Raw genomic sequence first — 16,772 nt, 5'->3', positions numbered from 1 at the left:
GTCGTCGATTCTGCGCCCCCGGGTCACTACACCTCGGGGCGGTCCTCCTCGCGGGGCGGCTCGCCGTCACGGCGGCGCAGGTCCTCCTCGCGGCGGCGCAGATCCTCCTCCCAACGGCGGAAGAGTTCGGAATCCTGCCGCCGGGACCGCTCCTCGATCGAGCGCAGGAACTCGGGGTCGTCGTCCGGGGCGACCGGCCGGGCCCGCTTCTGCTCGGCGAAGCCGTCGCCCACCGGCCAGGCCGTCCGGGGGCGGGCGCCCGCGGACTCCCGACCGGCGACGAACCAGGCGATCGAGCCGAGCAGCGGGAAGAAGAGGATGATCAGCACCCAGGCGATCCGGGGCAGGGCGCGGATCTCGCCCTCCTCGGCGGACAGGCAGCTGATCAGCGCGCAGACGGCGAGGACGATCTGCGCCACGAAGAGGAGGACGTACAGCCGGGCCATGCGTCAATGATGGCCTACGGGCGCCGCTCACCACAGCCCGCGTAGCACCAGCGCGGTGCCGAGCAGCGCGAACCCGGCGGTGGCCAGGGCGACCAGCGGCAGCGTCCGGCCACCCGCGCGGGTGGGCCCGGCCGCCGCGGCCCGGGGCCAGCAGACCGCGATCGTCCCGACCCAGCCGAGCAGCGCCGCCCCGGCCAGCAGTACGCCCGCCGGACCGGCCGGGATCGCGAGCCGGAGGGTCAGCAGCAGGACCACGGTCAGCGTCAGCGCGGTCCGCCGCCAGGCCAGCCGGGTCCGCTCCGGTTGCAGCCCGGGATCACGCGCCCCGGTGGGTCGTCCCGCCGGCCCGGCCGCGCCGGCCCGCCCCGGCGGCCGCGGCGGGTCGGGGGGCCGCCGGTCGGCGGTCACGGCTCGCCGACGACCCGGGCCAGCACCGCCACCACCAGCAGCACCGCCCCGAGGCCGATGGTCAGGGCGAGCACCGCCGGGAAGCGGGAGGCGGGCAGCTCCTCGCCGAGCCGGATGGCCCGCTCGGTCCGGGTCCAGTGGTCGACGGCGTGGACGGCGACCGCGCCGCCGAGCAGCAGCAGCGCGACGGCGATCAGTTCCCGCAGGTGCGCCAGCGGCAGGGGCGGCAGGAACTGCGCGGCGGCCAGCCCGCCGGCCACCAGCGCCAGCCCGGTACGCAGCCAGGCCAGGAAGGTCCGTTCGTTGGCCAGCGAGAAGCGGTAGTCCGGGGTGCTGCCCACGGCCCGCAGCTCCCGCGGGTCGAACCATTGCCTAATCGACTGCCACACGCCCCCGATTATCGGTTGGCGACGGGCCTAACCTGAGCAGGTGACCGATCTTGATGTGACGACCCTGCGGACGGCGTACGACAACCAGCTGCGCGCCGCGGTCCCCGACCCGCTGCCAGCCGGGGTGACGGTGGAGCGGGACGGCCCGCTGGTACGGATCCTCGGCCTCGACCGCGGTGGCTTCCTCACCTACCGGGACCTGGGTGGATTGACCGGCGCCGCGCTCGACGAGCTGATCGCCCGCCAGGTGGAGCTCTTCCGGCGCCGGGGCGAACAGGTGGAGTGGAAGCTGCACGGCCACGACGAGCCCGCCGACCTGCCGGACCGGCTGCGCGCGGCCGGCTTCGAGCCGGACGAGCTGGAGACCGTGGTGATCGGCCCGGTCGCGCCGCTCGCGGCCGCGCTTCCGGTGCTGCCCGAGGGCGTAGGCCTGCGGGAGGTGACCGCCCGGGCGGACCTGGACCGGATCGTGGCGATGGAGGAGGAGGTCTGGCAGGCCGACCGGAGCCACCTCGCCGACGGGCTGCAGAAGGAGATCGCCGCCGACCCGCAGTCGATCACCGTGGTGGTGGCGGAGGCGGAGGGAACGGTGGTCTCCGCGGGCTGGGTGCGGTACGTGCCGGACACCGGGTTCGCCACCCTGTGGGGCGGCTCGACGCTGCCGCGGTGGCGCGGGCGGGGCATCTACCGGGCGCTGGTCAGCTACCGGGCCCGGCTGGCCGACCAGCGTGGCCGCACGCTGTTGCAGGTGGACGCCTCGCCGGACAGCCGGCCGATCCTGGAGCGACTCGGCTTCGTCCCGGTCACCACCACCACGCCGTACGTCTACACTCCGTGATCATGCAGCAGCGGTTGACGGCCGAGGAGCTCCTCACCCTCAAGACGGGCGCGTTCGGCGCGGTGTTCCTGGTCTCGAACGCCGATCCCGGCATGCTGGCGCTGTTCCGGGAGAGCTTCGCCGCCTCCGGGGCGATGTCGGACGCCAGCGGCGTGGTGAAGGAGGCGCTGACCACCGGCCCGTTGCCGAAGCTGCCGCGGGACTCGGCCATGGAGGTCGAGGCGGTGGTGCTGCCGGCGCTTGGCCGGGCGGTCGGGATCCTGAGTGCGAAGTCCCCGCAGGACGTGCCGGTCTACCGGTCGGTGGTGCTGGCCGCCGCCGAGCGGGTGGCCCGGGCGCACCGGGGCGTCCAGCCGGCCGAGGCGGCGATCATCGACCGGATCAGGGATGCGCTGGGCGGGCCGGCCTGAGCGGGCCGGCGACGGCCGGCGCCGGCGACCAGAGCGTCCGGACGGCCGCCCGGACGCAGCGGTCACGGATCCGGCCGCAGGCGCAGCGGTACGTCTCGGGCAGCGCCCGTCGGCAGGGGAGGGCCGCCGCCCCGCCCCGCGTCATCCGGCGTTGTCCTGACATGTCGGATACCTCCCGCTTCGTTAGTTTACCGAAGGCCGGGCGGTCCGTGAGCTGTGTCACTCTGAGTGGCCGGGGAGCGGGAAGCTACTGACAGGTAACATGACGTCGTGGGAAACCGCACAGCAGCCCGCGGTTGACCGGCGTCACCCGACGCGCGAGGCTGCGCCCCAGACCGGGCGAGCGATCGCTACACCAAACAGGAGGGTCGTCGAAGCGCGATGAACATCGTCGTACTCGTCAAGCAGGTGCCCGACTCGGGCGCGGACCGCAACCTGCGTACTGACGACAACACCGTCGACCGCGGTTCGGCGAACAACGTCATCAACGAGATGGACGAGTACGCCATCGAAGAGGCGTTGAAGATCAAGGAGGCGCACGGCGGCGAGGTCACCATCCTGACCATGGGTCCGGACCGGGCGACCGAGTCGATCCGCAAGGCTCTCTCCATGGGCCCGGACAAGGCCGTGCACGTGGTCGACGACGCGCTGCACGGGTCCTGCGCCGTGGCGACCTCGAAGGTGCTCGCCGCCGCGCTCGGCACCCTCAACGCCGACCTGGTCATCTGCGGCGCCGAGTCGACCGACGGCCGGGTCCAGGTCCTGCCGCACATGATCGCCGAGCGGCTCGGCGTGGCGGCGCTCACCGGCGCCCGCAAGCTCACCGTCGACGGCGGCACGCTGACCGTCGAGCGGCAGACCGAGGAGGGCTACGAGGTGGTCACCGCCTCGACCCCGGCCGTGGTCTCCGTCTGGGACACCATCAACGAGCCGCGCTACCCGTCCTTCAAGGGCATCATGGCGGCCAAGAAGAAGCCGGTGCAGACGCTCTCCCTGGGTGACCTCGGGGTCGCCCCGGCCGAGGTGGGCTTCGACGGCGCGACCAGCGCCGTGCTGGAGCACAGCAAGCGGCCGCCGCGCTCCGGCGGCGCCAAGATCACCGACGAGGGCGACGGCGGCGTGAAGCTGGTCGAGTTCCTCGCCACCGAGAAGTTCGTGTGAGGGGTCCGGACATGTCTGAGGTTCTCGTCGTCGTCGAAGCCACCCGGGAATTCGGCGTCAAGAAGGTCACCCTGGAGATGCTCACCCTCGCCCGCGAGCTGGGCACGCCCAGCGCGGTGGTGCTCGGCGGCGCCGGCGCGGCCGAGGCGCTGAGCGCCAAGCTCGGCGAGTACGGCGCGGAGAAGATCTACGCCGCCGAGAGCGAGGAGATCGACGGTTACCTGGTGGCCCCCAAGGCCACCGTGCTGGCCGAGCTGGTCAAGCGGGTGCAGCCGGCCGCCGTGCTGCTCGCCTCCAGCCAGGAGGGCAAGGAGATCGCCGCCCGGCTGGCGGTCAAGCTGGACAACGGCATCCTGACCGACGTGGTCGCGCTGGACGCCGACGGCACCGCCACCCAGGTGGCCTTCGCCGGCTCCACCATCGTGAAGTCCAAGGTCACCCGTGGCCTGCCGCTGGTCACCCTCCGGCCGAACTCGGTCAACCCGGTGCCGGCCGCCGCCACCCCGGCGGTCGAGCAGCTCACCGTCGCCGTGACCGACACCGACAAGCTGGCCAAGGTGGTCGACCGGGTCGCCGAGCAGAAGGGCTCCCGGCCGGAGCTGACCGAGGCCTCCGTCGTCGTCTCCGGCGGCCGGGGCGTCGGCAACGCCGACAACTTCAAGCTGGTCGAGGAGCTGGCCGACCTGCTCGGCGGCGCGGTCGGCGCGTCCCGGGCCGCGGTGGACTCCGGCTTCTACCCGCACCAGTTCCAGGTGGGCCAGACCGGCAAGACCGTCTCCCCGCAGCTCTACATCGCGCTCGGCATCTCCGGTGCCATCCAGCACCGGGCCGGCATGCAGACCTCGAAGACCATCGTCGCGGTCAACAAGGACGGCGAGGCGCCGATCTTCGAGCTGGCCGACTTCGGCGTGGTGGGCGACCTGTTCAAGGTGGTCCCGCAGGCCGCGGAGGAGATCCGCAAGCGCAAGTGAGCTGACGCTCGACCGACGGAAGGCCGGGACCGCACGCCGCGGTCCCGGCCTTTCGCGTCGTACGCCGCCGCGCCGTCGGCCCGCTCCGCTCCGATTGACGACCTCGCCGCTGGCTTCGCCCCGATGTCCGGCGAGGTGCCCGGGAACCGCACGCGGTCGACGCGGAACTGCGATCATCGGGAAGCACCCCTGCGCACGCCCGGCCGCCGACCGGTCCCCAGAAGGAGCGCGACATGCCGGCCCCCAGGCCCGAGGGTGACCACCACGCCCTCGCCGCGCACGAGGTCGTGCTGCTACTCGCGACGGACACCGAGCGCGGGCTGACCGACGCCGAGGCGACGGACCGGCTCCGGCGGTTCGGCCCGAACCTGCTGCCCCGGACCGCCCAGGTCGGGGTGTTCCGCCGGTTGCTGCGGCAGTTCCACAACCCGCTCGTCTACGTGCTGCTCGCCGCGGGCGTGATCACCCTGCTGCTCGCCGAGTACGTCGACTCCGCCGTGATCTTCGGGGTCGTGGCGGTCAACGCGGTCGTCGGGTTCCTCCAGGAGTCCCGGGCCGAGGCGGCGCTCGACGCGTTGCGGGCGATGGTGCGTACCGAGGCGCGGGTGCTGCGCGGCGGCCGGCAGCGGCGGGTGCCCTCGGCGGACCTGGTCCCCGGCGACCCGGTGCTCATGGAGGCGGGCGAGAAGGTCCCGGCCGACCTGCGCCTGGTGCACGCCGCCGAGTTGCGCGCGGACGAGTCGGCGCTGACCGGCGAGTCGCTGCCGGTCCGCAAGGACGAGCTGGTCGTACCGGTGGAGACGCCGGTGGCCGACCGTCGCAACCTGCTCTACTCCGGCACCCTGCTCACCGGCGGGTCGGCGGTGGGCGTCGTGGTCGCCACCGGGGCGGAGACCGAACTGGGCCGGATCCACCGGCTGGTGGGCGGCGCGCAGGTGCTGGACACGCCGTTGACGCTGAAGCTGGCCCGGTTCAGCCGGCTGCTCACCGTGGCGATCCTGCTGCTGGCCGCGGTGACCTTCGGGGTCGGTCTGCTGCGCGGTCAGGACGCCGGCGAGACCTTCACCGCGGCGGTCGCGCTGGCCGTCGGCGCGATCCCGGAGGGGCTGCCCGCCGCGGTGACGATCACCCTCGCCATCGGGGTGTCCCGGATGGCCCGCCGCCGGGCCGTGATCCGGCGCCTGCCCGCGGTGGAGACGCTGGGCAGCACGACGGTGATCTGCACCGACAAGACCGGCACGCTGACCGAGAACCAGATGACGGTCCAGCTGCTCTGGACGCCGCGGGGCCGCTACGAGGTCGGCGGCTCCGGCTACACCCCCGTGGGCGAGATCCGGGACGCCGAGGGCGGTCCGGCCCCGAGCGGGGAGGGAACGTTGCACTGGTCGCTGCTGGCCGGCGTGGCGTGCAACGACGCCCGGCTGGACGAGCGGGACGGCCGGTGGGCGGTGCTGGGCGACCCGACCGAGGGGGCCATGCTGGTGGTGGGCGCCAAGGTCGGGCTCTCCGCGCAGCGGGTCGCCGAGGAGCTGCCCCGGGTGGCCGCCGTTCCGTTCACCTCCGAGCGGCAGTTCATGGCCACCCTGCACGACCGGCGCGAGGGTGGGCGGGTGGTGCTGGTCAAGGGGGCGGTCGAGCGGGTGGTCGAGTGGTCCTCCGCGACGTTGCGCGACGACGACTCGACCGGCCCGCTCGACGCCGCGTCGGTGCTGGCCGCCGCGCACGAGCTGGCCACCGAGGGGCTACGGGTGCTGGCCACCGCGATGCGGCCGGTCGGCCCCGACCACGGGCTGGTGGAGGAGGAGCTGCCCGGCACCCTTGTCTTCACCGGGCTGCACGCGATGCTCGATCCGCCCCGGGCCGCCGCCGCGGCCGCCGTCCGGTCGTGCCAGCGGGCCGGCATCGCGGTGAAGATGATCACCGGGGACCATCGCGCCACGGCGACCGCCATCGCCGGCCGCCTCGGCCTGCTCCGCGGCACCCCCGGCCCGACTGACGTGCTCACCAGCGCGGAGCTGGCGACGCTGCCTCCGGCGGAGCTGCCGGCCGCGGTACGGCAGGCGTCGGTCTTCGCCCGGGTCTCGCCCGAGCAGAAGCTGCGGCTGGTGGAGGCGTTGCAGGCCGACGGCCAGGTGGTGGCGATGACCGGCGACGGGGTCAACGACGCTCCGGCGTTGCGGCAGGCCAACATCGGGGTGGCCATGGGGCGCAGCGGCACCGAGGTGGCCAAGGAGGCCGCCGACATCGTGCTCACCGACGACGACTTCGCCACCATCGAGTCGGCGGTCGAGGAGGGGCGTGGCGTCTTCGCCAACCTGACCAAGTTCATCACCTGGACCCTGCCCACCAACGCCGCCGAGGGCATGGTCATCCTGGTCGCGGTCGTCCTCGGCACGGTGCTGCCGATCCTGCCCAGCCAGATCCTCTGGATCAACATGACCACCGCCGTGGCGCTCGGGCTGACGCTCGCCTTCGAGCCGAAGGAGCCCGGGACGATGGACCGGCCGCCGCGCGACCCCGGCCAGCCGCTGCTGACCGCCGCACTGGTTGTCCGCATCCTGCTGGTCTCCGCGCTGCTGGTGGTCGGGGCGTGGGGGCTGTTCGAGTGGGAGCTGAGCGCCGGGGCGGAGCTGGCGCAGGCGCGCACCGCGGCGGTGAACCTGTTCGTCACCGTGATGGCCTTCTACCTGTTCAGCTGCCGGTCGCTGACCAGGTCGCCGTGGCGGTTGGGCCTGTTCAGTAACCGCTGGCTGATCGTCGGCGTGCTGGTGCAGGCGCTCGGTCAACTGGCCCTGACCTACCTGCCGGTGCTGAACGACCTGTTCCGGACGGCCCCGATCAGCGGGACGGCGTGGCTGCGGATCTTCGGCATCGCCGTGCTGGTCGCCGCCGTCGTCGCGCTCGACAAGCGGTTCGGCCGGTTCGGCCGAGGGTTGGGATGAACCGACCGGAGACTCCGGCGGGGAGCTGATCGGCGGGCCGGGGAGCTGAGCCGGCCCGCCGATCAGCCCGTCAGGGCGCCCCTCAACAGGCTCTCGCCGGAGTGGGCGGTGTTGTCGTCGTACGCCTCGGCGGAAACGTCGACAACTGAGTATGCCTGAAGGTCGACGTTCGGTGGCACCGGGAGCAACTCGTCCGTCGCGTCGCCCGGCACGCCGACCGAGAACATCTCCATGGTCCGTGGGTTGATGAGCCGGACCTCGTAGTACCCCGGGACGTCCGGGAGATTCGCCACGTGCAGGTGCAGCCGCCCGCCCGCCCGGCCTCCGGCGTCCGGGCGATCCGCCGGCGGTCGTAGGCTGAGTCCTGATGGCTTACCTGGATCACGCCGCGACCACGCCGATGCTCGACGAGGCGCTGGAGGCGTACGTCGAAACCGCCCGCGAGGTCGGCAACGCGTCCTCCCTGCACGCGGCGGGGCGTCGCGCCCGCCGGCGGGTGGAGGAGTCGAGGGAGCGGGTGGCCGCCGCGCTCGGCGCCCGGCCCTCTGAGGTGATCTTCACCGGCGGTGGCACGGAGAGCGACAACCTCGCGGTCAAGGGCGTCTTCTGGGCCCGCCGGGGCGCCGACGCGCGGCGGAACCGGGTGGTCTCCAGCGCGGTCGAGCACCACGCGGTGCTCGACGCGGTCGACTGGCTCGCCGGGCACGAGGGCGCCGACGTGGGTTGGCTGCCGGTCGACGACGCCGGCCGGCTCCAACCCGACGCGCTCCGCGCCGAACTGGCCGAGCACGGCGACCGGGTGGCCGTGGTCACCGCCATGTGGGCCAACAACGAGGTCGGCACCGTGCAGCCGGTCAGCGAACTGGCCGCGGTCGCCGCCGAGTACGGGGTGCCGTTCCACACCGACGCGATCCAGGCGGTCGGCCAGGTGCCGGTCGACTTCTCCGCCAGCGGGGTCGCCGCGCTCACCGTCACCGGGCACAAGCTCGGCGGGCCGGCCGGGGTGGGCGCGCTGCTGCTGGCCCGGGACGTGCCGGCCACCCCGCTGCTGCACGGCGGCGGCCAGGAGCGGGACGTCCGCTCCGGCACCCTGGACACCGCGGGCATCGTGGCCTTCGCGGTCGCCGTGGAGGCGGCGGTGAAGGGCCAGCAGGAGTACGCCGCCCGGGTGGCCGCCCTCCGCGACGACCTGGTCGAGCGGGTCCGGCAGGCGGTGCCCGAGGTGATCTTCAACGGTGACCCGGTCGACCGGCTGCCCGGCAACGCGCACTTCTCCTTCCCCGGCTGCGAGGGCGACGCCCTGCTGCTCCTGCTGGACGCCCAGGGCATCGCCTGCTCGACCGGGTCGGCCTGCTCGGCCGGAGTGGCCCAGCCCTCGCACGTGCTGCTCGCCATGGGCGCCGACGACGACCGGGCCCGCTCCTCGCTGCGTTTCACCCTCGGCCACACCAGCACCCCGGCGGACGTCGACGCCCTGATCGCGGCCCTCCCCGCCGCCGTCGACCGCGCCCGCCGCGCCGCCGCCCTCCGCACCCCCCGCTGACCCACACCCCCTCACCCACGCCCGCTGCGCCGCCTCCGCGCTGCCCCCGTCCCGCCTCCGCGCTGCCCCCGTCCCGCCTCGCGATCTTGACCTTCGGCCCCTCGTTCGCGGTGTTCATACCTATTTGCCGGGGTGGCAAGTGCGAGATCGCGGTCGACCGCGGCGGCCGGGCCGGGGAGCGGGTTGGGGGTGAGGGTGGGGATAGGCTCGGTGGGGTGAAGGGAGTGGGCTGGTGAGGGTGTTGGCGGCGATGTCCGGCGGGGTCGACTCGGCGGTCGCGGCGGCGCGCGCCGTGGCGGCGGGGCACGACGTGACCGGCGTGCACCTGGCGCTGGCCCGGAACCCGCAGACCTACCGCACCGGGGCGCGCGGCTGCTGCACCCTGGAGGACTCCCGGGACGCCCGGCGGGCCGCCGACGTGATCGGCATCCCGTTCTACGTCTGGGACATGGCCGACCGGTTCCACGAGGACGTGGTGGACGACTTCGTCGCCGAGTACGCCGCCGGGCGTACCCCGAACCCCTGCCTGCGCTGCAACGAGAAGATCAAGTTCGCCGCGGTGCTGGACCGGGCCGTGGCCCTGGGCTTCGACGCGGTGGTCACCGGCCACCACGCCCGGCTCGGCGCGGACGGCCTGCTGCGCCGCAGCGTCGACCTGGCCAAGGACCAGTCGTACGTGCTCGCGGTGCTCACCCGCGAGCAGCTGGACCGGTCGATCTTCCCGCTCGGCGACTCCACCAAGGCGCAGGTCCGCGAGGAGGCCGCGCGACGGGGGCTGGCGGTCGCCGACAAGCCCGACTCGCACGACATCTGCTTCATCGCCGACGGCGACACCCGCGGCTTCCTCGCCCAGCGGCTCGGCGAGACCCCGGGCGACGTGGTCGACGCGACCACCGGCGCGGTGGTCGGCAGCCACACCGGGGCGTACGCGTACACGGTCGGCCAGCGGCGGGGGCTGCACCTGGACCGCCCGGCCCCGGACGGCCGCCCGCGCTACGTGCTCTCCATCACCCCGAAGACCAACACGGTGACCGTCGGCCCGGCCGAGGCGCTGGAGGTCGCCCGAGTGCGCGCCGAGCGTCCGGTGTGGACCGGCGGCCCGCGTCCCGAGGCGCCGGTGGAGTGCGAGGTGCAGCTGCGGGCGCACGGCGACGTGGTGCCCGCCACGGTGACCCTGGACGGCGACACGCTCCGGGCCGAGCTGCGCCGGCCGGTCCGTGGCGTGGCGGCCGGGCAGGCCGTGGTGGCGTACCGGCCGGATCCGGCCGGCGACGTCGTGCTCGGCTCCGCCACCATCACCGGCTGACCGCACCGTCCGCACCCGCTGCCGGTGGTTCCACCCGACGCCCGGACCGGTGGGGTGACCGGCGGCGACGTGCCGGGGCCCGCGCACCGGATAGTCTTCGGCCGTGACAGACCAGGCATGGCCGTGGCCGGCCGGCGCGGCGACCGGCATCGGCTCGCTACCCGGCACCGACATCGCCGAGGCGCAGCGGATCGTCCTCGGTGAGCTTCCCGCCCTGCCGCACCTCGCGGAGCTGCCGGCGCGCGGCCCCGGGGCCGACCTGATCGGCCGGACGGCCGGGCTGCTGGTCGAGCTGCCGGTCGAGCTCTACGCCGCCCGCTGGCGGATCGCGCTCAGGCCCGGCCGGGACCTGCGCCGGGCCCGCGACCTGATGGAACGCGACCTCGATCAGCTCGCCGAGCAGGCCGAGGAGTACGCCGGACCGGTGAAGGTGCAGGCCGGTGGGCCGTTCACCCTGGCCGCCGCGCTGGAGCTGCCGATCGGTGGCCGGATGCTGGGCGACCCCGGCGCGGTGCGTGACCTCACCGGGTCCCTCGCCGAGGGAATCCGCGGGCACGTCGCGGCGGTCACCCGCCGGCTGCCGCGCGCGTCCGTGCTGCTCCAGTTGGACGAGCCGTCGCTGCCGGCCGTGCTGGCCGGGCGGGTGCCCACCGAGAGCGGGCTCGGCACCCACCGGGCGGTGGAGTCCGGCGACGCCGCCGCCCTGCTGCGGACGGTGGTCGAGGCGGCCGGGGTGCCCACCGTGGTGCACTGCTGCGCCCCCGACGTGCCGCTGGAGCTGATCCGCTCGGCCGGGGCCGCCGCAGTGGCGCTCGACCTGAGCCTGGTCACCGAGCTGGATCCGCTGGGCGAGGCGATCGACGCCGGGCTCGGCCTGCTGGCCGGCGCCGCGCCCACCCGGCCGCCGTCGACCGGCCGCGCACCCACCTCGGCCGAGGTCGCCGACCGGGTACGCCAGCTCTGGGACCGCCTCGGCTTCCCCCGCCGCCGGCTCGCCGAGCAGGTCGTGGTCACCCCGGCCTGCGGGCTCGCCGGCGCCCCGCCGCAGTACGCCCGCGCCGTGCTGGCCGCCTGCCGGGACGCGGGCCGGCGGCTCGCCGAGGACTGACGTTTCCTGTCGTACCCGCTGGGCAGGATGACGGGCATGATTGGACAGCTGCGCTCAACGGTGATCGACTGCCCCGACCCGCGGGCCCTGGCCGCGTTCTACGCCGAGCTGCTCGGCCTGCCGCTGATCGAGGAGGACTGCGAGGACGACTGGGTGGTCCTCGGCGGCCGGCCCGGGCACCAGCCGAGGTTGGCGTTCCAGTACGCGCCCAACCTGCGTCCGCCGTCCTGGCCGGATCCGGAGCGGCCCCAGCAGTTCCACCTCGACGTGACGGTGGACGACATCGAGACCGCCGAGAAGGCGGCGCTCGCGCTGGGCGCCCGGCGGCTGCCCGGCGAGGGCGAGGGCTTCCGGGTCTACGCGGATCCGGCCGGTCACCCGTTCTGCCTCTGCTGGGACTGACCAGGCACCGGCTCGGGTCGACGCCGGCTCACGCGACCGCGAGGGGCCGCCGGCGCGTTCTCACCGTGCCCCGCCGCTGGCGGAGTGCGGCCGGTGTGGCGGGCGCCGGGCATGATCGCGGGTGTGATCGACTCCTCGCTCCAGCGGGCCGCCGGCTCGCTCTTCGGCCTCGCCTACGGTGACGCGCTGGGCCGCCCGACCGAGTTCCTGACCGTCGCCGAGATCGTCCGCCGGTACGGCCCGGCCGGCCCCCGGGAACTCGTCGGTGACCCGGTGCTGGTCACCGACGACACCCAGATGGCGTTGGCGGTCGGCTGGGCGTTGCACGACGCTCCGGCGTGGACGTCGGAGGCGGTCGAGCCGCTGCTGCGCCGGCGCTTCCTGGACTGGGCGGTCAGCCCCGACAACAACCGGGCCCCGGGCGTGACCTGCCTGCGGGCCTGCGCCGAGCTGGACCGGGGGCTGCGCTGGCAGGAGGCGACAGTGGTCGATTCCAAGGGCTGCGGCGCGAACATGCGGGTCACCCCGGTCGGGCTGCTCGACGTCGACCTCGACGTCCTCGCCGGGCTGGCCCAGCTCCAGGCCGGCCTGACCCACGGTCACCCGACCGGCCTGGCGGCCAGCGAGCTGACCGCGTACGCGGTGCGGCTGCTGCGCGAGGGTGCCGCGCTCGCCGAGTTGCCCGGGCTGCTCACCGACCGGGCCCGGGAGCAGCGCCGTACGTACCGGGCGGACTGGCTCGGCGACCTCTGGCAGCGCGCGGGCGCGGCGGCGACGCCGGCGGACTTCATCGCCCAGGGCTGGGACGAGTGCCGCTCGGCGCTGGACCGGCTGGCCGCCGCGCTGGCCGGTCCGGACGACGGCGGCGACCCGTGCCGGCACACCGGCGAGGGCTGGGTGGCCGAGGAGGCGCTGGCCACCGCCCTGTACTGCGCCATCCGGCACGCCGACGACCCGGTCGGCGCCCTGGCCCGCGGTGCCACCACGGCCGGCGACTCCGACTCGATCGCCGCCCTGGCCGGCGCCTTCGTCGGCGCGGCCGCCGGCATGTCCGCCTGGCCCGCCGACTGGGCCACCCGCATCGAGTACGCCGACCAACTCACCACCCTCGCCACCACCCACCCCTGACCCTCCCGCCACCCGCCACCCGCCGACGCCCCCTTCCGACCGACCCCCGCCCCTTCCCGTCCCGCTCGTGTTGATCATGAGGTTTGCGTCATCGGAGCCGCCGATTCTGACGCAAACTTCATGATCAATCGGTGGGCCGGTGGGCCGGTGGGCCGGTGGGCCGGTGGGCCGGTGGGCCGGTGGGCCGGTGGGCCGCGGGTGGGGGCCCTGGGCCGGTGGGAGGCCAGGGGTATCCGCAGATCATCGAGGCGGGCAACGCCCGCAGCTGGTGGTCAGGGGGTGGGGAGGTGGGGGAGGGTGCGGAGGTGGCGCCAGAGGATGGCGTCGCAGGGGCCGGCCCGGTCCTGGAAGGCCGGTAGGGGAACCGGGATCGGGTCGCCGATGTCGAGGTAGCTGTCGTGGTCGGCGTCCGGGTCCCAGTCCCGGGTCGGGATCCGGATGTGGTCGTCCCGGTCGCTCTTGTCCTGGCTGGTGATCTTCAGCACCTCGGCGGCCCGGCCGTCCACGCGCAGCACCAGGCAGGGGCGCACCTTGGAGCCGGTGCCGTCGGCGTACGGGACGTCGGCCCACCAGATCTCGCCCGGCCGGGGCGCGCCGGCGGGCGCCCGGTCGGCGCCACGGGGGCGGGGCGGGGCGGTGGACCGCCCCGGGGAGCGCGGCGGGGCACCACGACCGGGTCGGGCGCCGGGACGTTCCGGACGCCCCCGGTCGCCGGGACGCTCGGGACGCCCCCGGTCGCCGGGACGCCCCGGCCCACCCCGGGCAGCGGGACGCTCGCCGGCGCTCCGGCGGCCGGCCGGGGCGCGGCGGCCCGAGCGCCGGCGCAGCTCACTCCAGGCCCAACCCGCCGCGACGGCGAGCACGATCGCCGCCGCCCAGAGCAGCCACTCCGGCATCCGTACCCCTGCCTCTCGCCGGTCCGGCGCGCGCGAGCTCGTCCGGCGGTGGCCGCGCGCCCACCGTCCGGCGATCCTCGCACGGTGGAGGCCGCGTCGCCGGAAGCCCTGGCCGGCCGGGCCAGCGCACCTTCCGACGCCAGCCTGCCGCCGGCGCCGGTACGGTCGGCACGGCGGCTGGCTACAGGCGGCCTGGCGCGAGCGGTGCGGCGCGGGCCGGCGCGGTGCCGGTTGCGGAGGCCGCGATCGACTCGGGTTGCGGCATGTCGGGCTCGCGACTGGCCGGGACACCGCGACGTGCCGTCTGTCGAGTCGATCACGAACCCGGCCGGGGTCGCGTGCCGGGCGCGGCGGGTGGGCGGCGGATTGTCCCACCCGCCGGATACCGTGCGGGGAGAGCGTGATCAGGGAGGTCGCACTACGTGTCCAAGAGCGGCAACGTGTCCAGGCGGGGCAGCGTGTCCAACAGCGGCGACGTGTCTGGGACCGGCGACGGGTTCGGAGGGGGCGCCGTGTCCGAGGATGCCGTCCCGCAGCAGGTGAGCCCGGCGCAGGAGGCGGCTGCGGGTGGCGAGCCGACCCCGGATGCCCGGGAGCGCCACGCCACGCTGAGCCGTGAGCTGACCGAGCACCAGTACCGCTACTACGTGCTGGACGCGCCCACGATCACCGACGCCGAGTTCGACCGGCAGCTGCGCGAGCTGGAGGCGCTGGAGGAGCAGTTCCCGGCGCTGCGGACGCCTGACTCGCCGACTCAGCGGGTGGGCGGGACCTTCTCCACCGACTTCACCCCGGTCGCCCACGCGGAGCGGATGCTCTCGCTGGACAACGCCTTCGCCGACGAGGAGCTGGCGGGCTGGGCCGAGCGGGTCGAACGGGACGCCGGCGGCCCGGTTCCCTACCTCTGCGAGCTCAAGGTCGACGGCCTGGCCATCAACCTCACCTACGAGCGGGGCCGGCTGGTCCGGGCGGCGACCCGCGGCGACGGCCGCACCGGCGAGGACGTCACCGCCAACGTGCGCAGCATCCGCGACGTGCCGAGCCAGCTGACGCCGTCGGCCGAGTTCCCCGACGTGCCCGAGTTCCTCGAGGTCCGCGGCGAGATCTACTTCCCGGTGGCGGGCTTCGCCGATCTCAACGCCGGCCTCGTCGAGCAGGGCAAGGCCCCGTTCGCCAACCCGCGCAACGCCGCCGCCGGCAGCCTCCGCCAGAAGGATCCCCGGATCACCGCGTCCCGCCCGCTGCGCCTGGTGGTGCACGGCATCGGCGCGCGCCGCGGCTTCCAGCCGACGGCGCAGTCCGAGTCGTACGCGGCGCTGAAGGCCTGGGGCCTGCCGACCAGCGACCGGTGGCGGGTGGTGCCCGACCTGGCCGGCGTCGCGGAGTACATCGCCTACTACGCCGAGCACCGGCACGACGTCGAGCACGAGATCGACGGCGTGGTGGTCAAGGTCGACCCGGTCTCCATCCAGGGCCGGCTCGGCTCCACCAGCCGCGCGCCGCGCTGGGCGATCGCCTTCAAGTACCCGCCGGAGGAGGTGACCACCAAGCTGCTCGACATCGACGTCAACGTCGGGCGTACCGGCAGGGTGACCCCGTTCGCGGTGCTCGAGCCGGTGCGGGTGGCCGGCTCCACGGTGGCGCTGGCCACCCTGCACAACGCCCGGGAGGTCGAGCGCAAGGGCGTGCTGATCGGCGACACGGTGGTACTGCGCAAGGCCGGCGACGTGATCCCGGAGGTGCTCGGCCCGGTGGTCGACCTGCGCCCCGCCGACGCCCGCCCGTTCGTGATGCCCACCACCTGCCCGGCCTGCGGCACCCCGCTGGCGCCGGCCAAGGAGGGCGACGTCGACATCCGCTGCCCCAACACCCGCAGCTGCCCGGCGCAGCTGCGGGAGCGGGTCTTCCACCTCGCCGGCCGGGGCGCCTTCGACATCGAGGTGCTCGGCTACAAGGGGGCGGCGGCGCTGCTCGACGCGCAGATCATCAGCGACGAGGGCGACCTGTTCCAGCTCGATGCCGACCAGCTGGCCAAGTCGCCGTTCTTTGTCAACAAGGACGGCAGCCTGGGCAGCAACGCCGTGAAGCTGCTCGACAACCTGGCGGTGGCCAAGGAACGCGACCTGTGGCGGGTGCTGGTGGCGCTCTCCATCCGGCACGTCGGCCCCACCGCCGCGCAGGCGCTGGCCCGGCACTTCCGTTCCATCGAGGCGATCGACACCGCCAGCGAGGAGGAGCTCTCCTCGGTCGACGGGGTGGGCCCGACCATCGCCGCCAGCATCCGCGAGTGGTTCGCCGTCGACTGGCACCGCGAGGTCGTCCGCAAGTGGGCCGAGGCCGGGGTACGGATGGCCGAGGAGGCGGTGGACGAGGGCCCGCGCCCGCTGGAGGGGGTCACCGTGGTGGTGACCGGCACCCTGGCCGGCTTCTCCCGCGACCAGGCGGCCGAGGCGATCCAGTCCCGGGGCGGGAAGGTGAGCGGCTCGGTCTCCAAGAAGACCGGCTTCGTGGTGGTGGGCGACAACCCGGGCTCCAAGGCCGACAAGGCGGCCAGCCTCAAGGTGCCGGTGCTCGACGAGGAGGGCTTCCGGGTGCTGCTCGACGCGGGGCCGGATGCCGCCCGCGAGGTCGCCCGCGTCGAGGGCTGACCGCCGCCCGTCCCGGCGGGGCGGTTGCCAGCTCATCGGGACGGATGGGGATCTTGCGGGCACTCAGCCGCGTATACCAACTTAATTACGAGTACGACCGATTCGTGACTGTCGTACCGGGGAACCCGGCACCGAGGGCGTTTCATTGGTGCACGGCGCGTGAACGCGCGCCGCGA

16 protein-coding genes are annotated in these 16,772 nt (G+C 74.5%); 11 read left to right on the top strand and 5 right to left on the bottom strand.

The annotated features are described in order from the left end of the window. Positions 1-26: 26 nt before the first annotated feature. Genes ACVCAH_RS09980 through ACVCAH_RS09970 form a run of 3 tightly spaced genes read right to left on the bottom strand, consistent with a single transcriptional unit; the run spans position 27 to position 1,243 of the window. Positions 27-446 (bottom strand): PLDc N-terminal domain-containing protein, encoded by a 420-nt coding sequence (locus ACVCAH_RS09980; RefSeq protein WP_447135772.1) that lies wholly within the window; start codon positions 444-446, stop codon positions 27-29. A 27-nt stretch (positions 447-473) separates the two neighbouring features. Further along, on the bottom strand, positions 474-854 hold the full coding sequence (locus ACVCAH_RS09975; protein WP_447135771.1) for a DUF202 domain-containing protein: 381 nt from the start codon (positions 852-854) through the stop codon (positions 474-476). Further along, positions 851-1,243 (bottom strand): YidH family protein, encoded by a 393-nt coding sequence (locus ACVCAH_RS09970; RefSeq protein WP_447135770.1) that lies wholly within the window; start codon positions 1,241-1,243, stop codon positions 851-853. The genes ACVCAH_RS09975 and ACVCAH_RS09970 overlap by 4 nt, the downstream gene beginning before the upstream one ends. Before the next feature lie 40 nt (positions 1,244-1,283). Between ACVCAH_RS09970 and ACVCAH_RS09965 the strand changes: the two genes are divergently transcribed. From ACVCAH_RS09965 to ACVCAH_RS09945, 5 genes are all read left to right on the top strand, one after another. Next, positions 1,284-2,081 carry a GNAT family N-acetyltransferase gene (locus ACVCAH_RS09965; protein WP_447135769.1) on the top strand — a complete coding sequence of 266 codons (798 nt, stop codon included), beginning with the start codon at positions 1,284-1,286 and terminating at the stop codon, positions 2,079-2,081. Next, positions 2,078-2,491, top strand: a complete 414-nt coding sequence (locus ACVCAH_RS09960; RefSeq protein ID WP_447135768.1) for a hypothetical protein — start codon at positions 2,078-2,080, stop codon at positions 2,489-2,491. Before ACVCAH_RS09965 ends, ACVCAH_RS09960 begins: the two co-directional genes overlap by 4 nt. 381 nt (positions 2,492-2,872) lie before the next feature. Next, positions 2,873-3,652, top strand: a complete 780-nt coding sequence (locus ACVCAH_RS09955) for an electron transfer flavoprotein subunit beta/FixA family protein (RefSeq protein WP_447135767.1) — start codon at positions 2,873-2,875, stop codon at positions 3,650-3,652. Positions 3,653-3,663: 11 nt separating this feature from the next. Further along, positions 3,664-4,623 carry an electron transfer flavoprotein subunit alpha/FixB family protein gene (locus ACVCAH_RS09950; protein ID WP_447135766.1) on the top strand — a complete coding sequence of 320 codons (960 nt, stop codon included), beginning with the start codon at positions 3,664-3,666 and terminating at the stop codon, positions 4,621-4,623. Between the two features lie 233 nt (positions 4,624-4,856). After that, complete coding sequence (locus ACVCAH_RS09945) at positions 4,857-7,565, top strand: HAD-IC family P-type ATPase (RefSeq protein WP_447135765.1); 2,709 nt, start codon at positions 4,857-4,859, stop codon at positions 7,563-7,565. Between the two features lie 62 nt (positions 7,566-7,627). On the opposite strand, the gene ACVCAH_RS09940 is transcribed toward ACVCAH_RS09945, so the two are convergent. Continuing rightward, positions 7,628-7,858, bottom strand: a complete 231-nt coding sequence (locus ACVCAH_RS09940; protein ID WP_447135764.1) for a hypothetical protein — start codon at positions 7,856-7,858, stop codon at positions 7,628-7,630. Between the two features lie 74 nt (positions 7,859-7,932). Here ACVCAH_RS09940 and ACVCAH_RS09935 point away from each other — a divergent pair, with 74 nt between their 5' ends. From ACVCAH_RS09935 to ACVCAH_RS09915, 5 genes are all read left to right on the top strand, one after another. Then, positions 7,933-9,108, top strand: a complete 1,176-nt coding sequence (locus ACVCAH_RS09935) for a cysteine desulfurase family protein (RefSeq protein ID WP_447135763.1) — start codon at positions 7,933-7,935, stop codon at positions 9,106-9,108. 232 nt (positions 9,109-9,340) lie between these two features. Next, positions 9,341-10,414 carry a tRNA 2-thiouridine(34) synthase MnmA gene (mnmA, locus tag ACVCAH_RS09930; RefSeq protein WP_447135762.1) on the top strand — a complete coding sequence of 358 codons (1,074 nt, stop codon included), beginning with the start codon at positions 9,341-9,343 and terminating at the stop codon, positions 10,412-10,414. 103 nt (positions 10,415-10,517) lie between these two features. Continuing rightward, complete coding sequence (locus ACVCAH_RS09925) at positions 10,518-11,522, top strand: methionine synthase (RefSeq protein ID WP_447135761.1); 1,005 nt, start codon at positions 10,518-10,520, stop codon at positions 11,520-11,522. A 36-nt stretch (positions 11,523-11,558) separates the two neighbouring features. Continuing rightward, positions 11,559-11,924 (top strand): VOC family protein, encoded by a 366-nt coding sequence (locus ACVCAH_RS09920; RefSeq protein ID WP_447135760.1) that lies wholly within the window; start codon positions 11,559-11,561, stop codon positions 11,922-11,924. A gap of 111 nt (positions 11,925-12,035) precedes the next feature. Beyond that, positions 12,036-13,052, top strand: a complete 1,017-nt coding sequence (locus ACVCAH_RS09915) for an ADP-ribosylglycohydrolase family protein (protein WP_447135759.1) — start codon at positions 12,036-12,038, stop codon at positions 13,050-13,052. A gap of 272 nt (positions 13,053-13,324) precedes the next feature. Here the strand turns inward: ACVCAH_RS09915 and ACVCAH_RS09910 are convergent, their stop codons facing one another. Continuing rightward, positions 13,325-13,948: a type II toxin-antitoxin system PemK/MazF family toxin gene (locus ACVCAH_RS09910; RefSeq protein WP_447135758.1), complete on the bottom strand. Its 624-nt coding sequence runs from the start codon at positions 13,946-13,948 to the stop codon at positions 13,325-13,327. Between the two features lie 512 nt (positions 13,949-14,460). On the opposite strand from ACVCAH_RS09910, the gene ligA reads away from it, so the two are divergent. Next, positions 14,461-16,596, top strand: a complete 2,136-nt coding sequence (ligA, locus tag ACVCAH_RS09905) for an NAD-dependent DNA ligase LigA (protein WP_447135757.1) — start codon at positions 14,461-14,463, stop codon at positions 16,594-16,596. Positions 16,597-16,772 lie beyond the last annotated feature (176 nt).

It is taken from the genome of Micromonospora sp. LZ34 (assembly GCF_052981855.1).
Note: the sequence above shows the minus strand (reverse complement) of the source record. Positions and strands in the feature narration are given on the sequence as shown.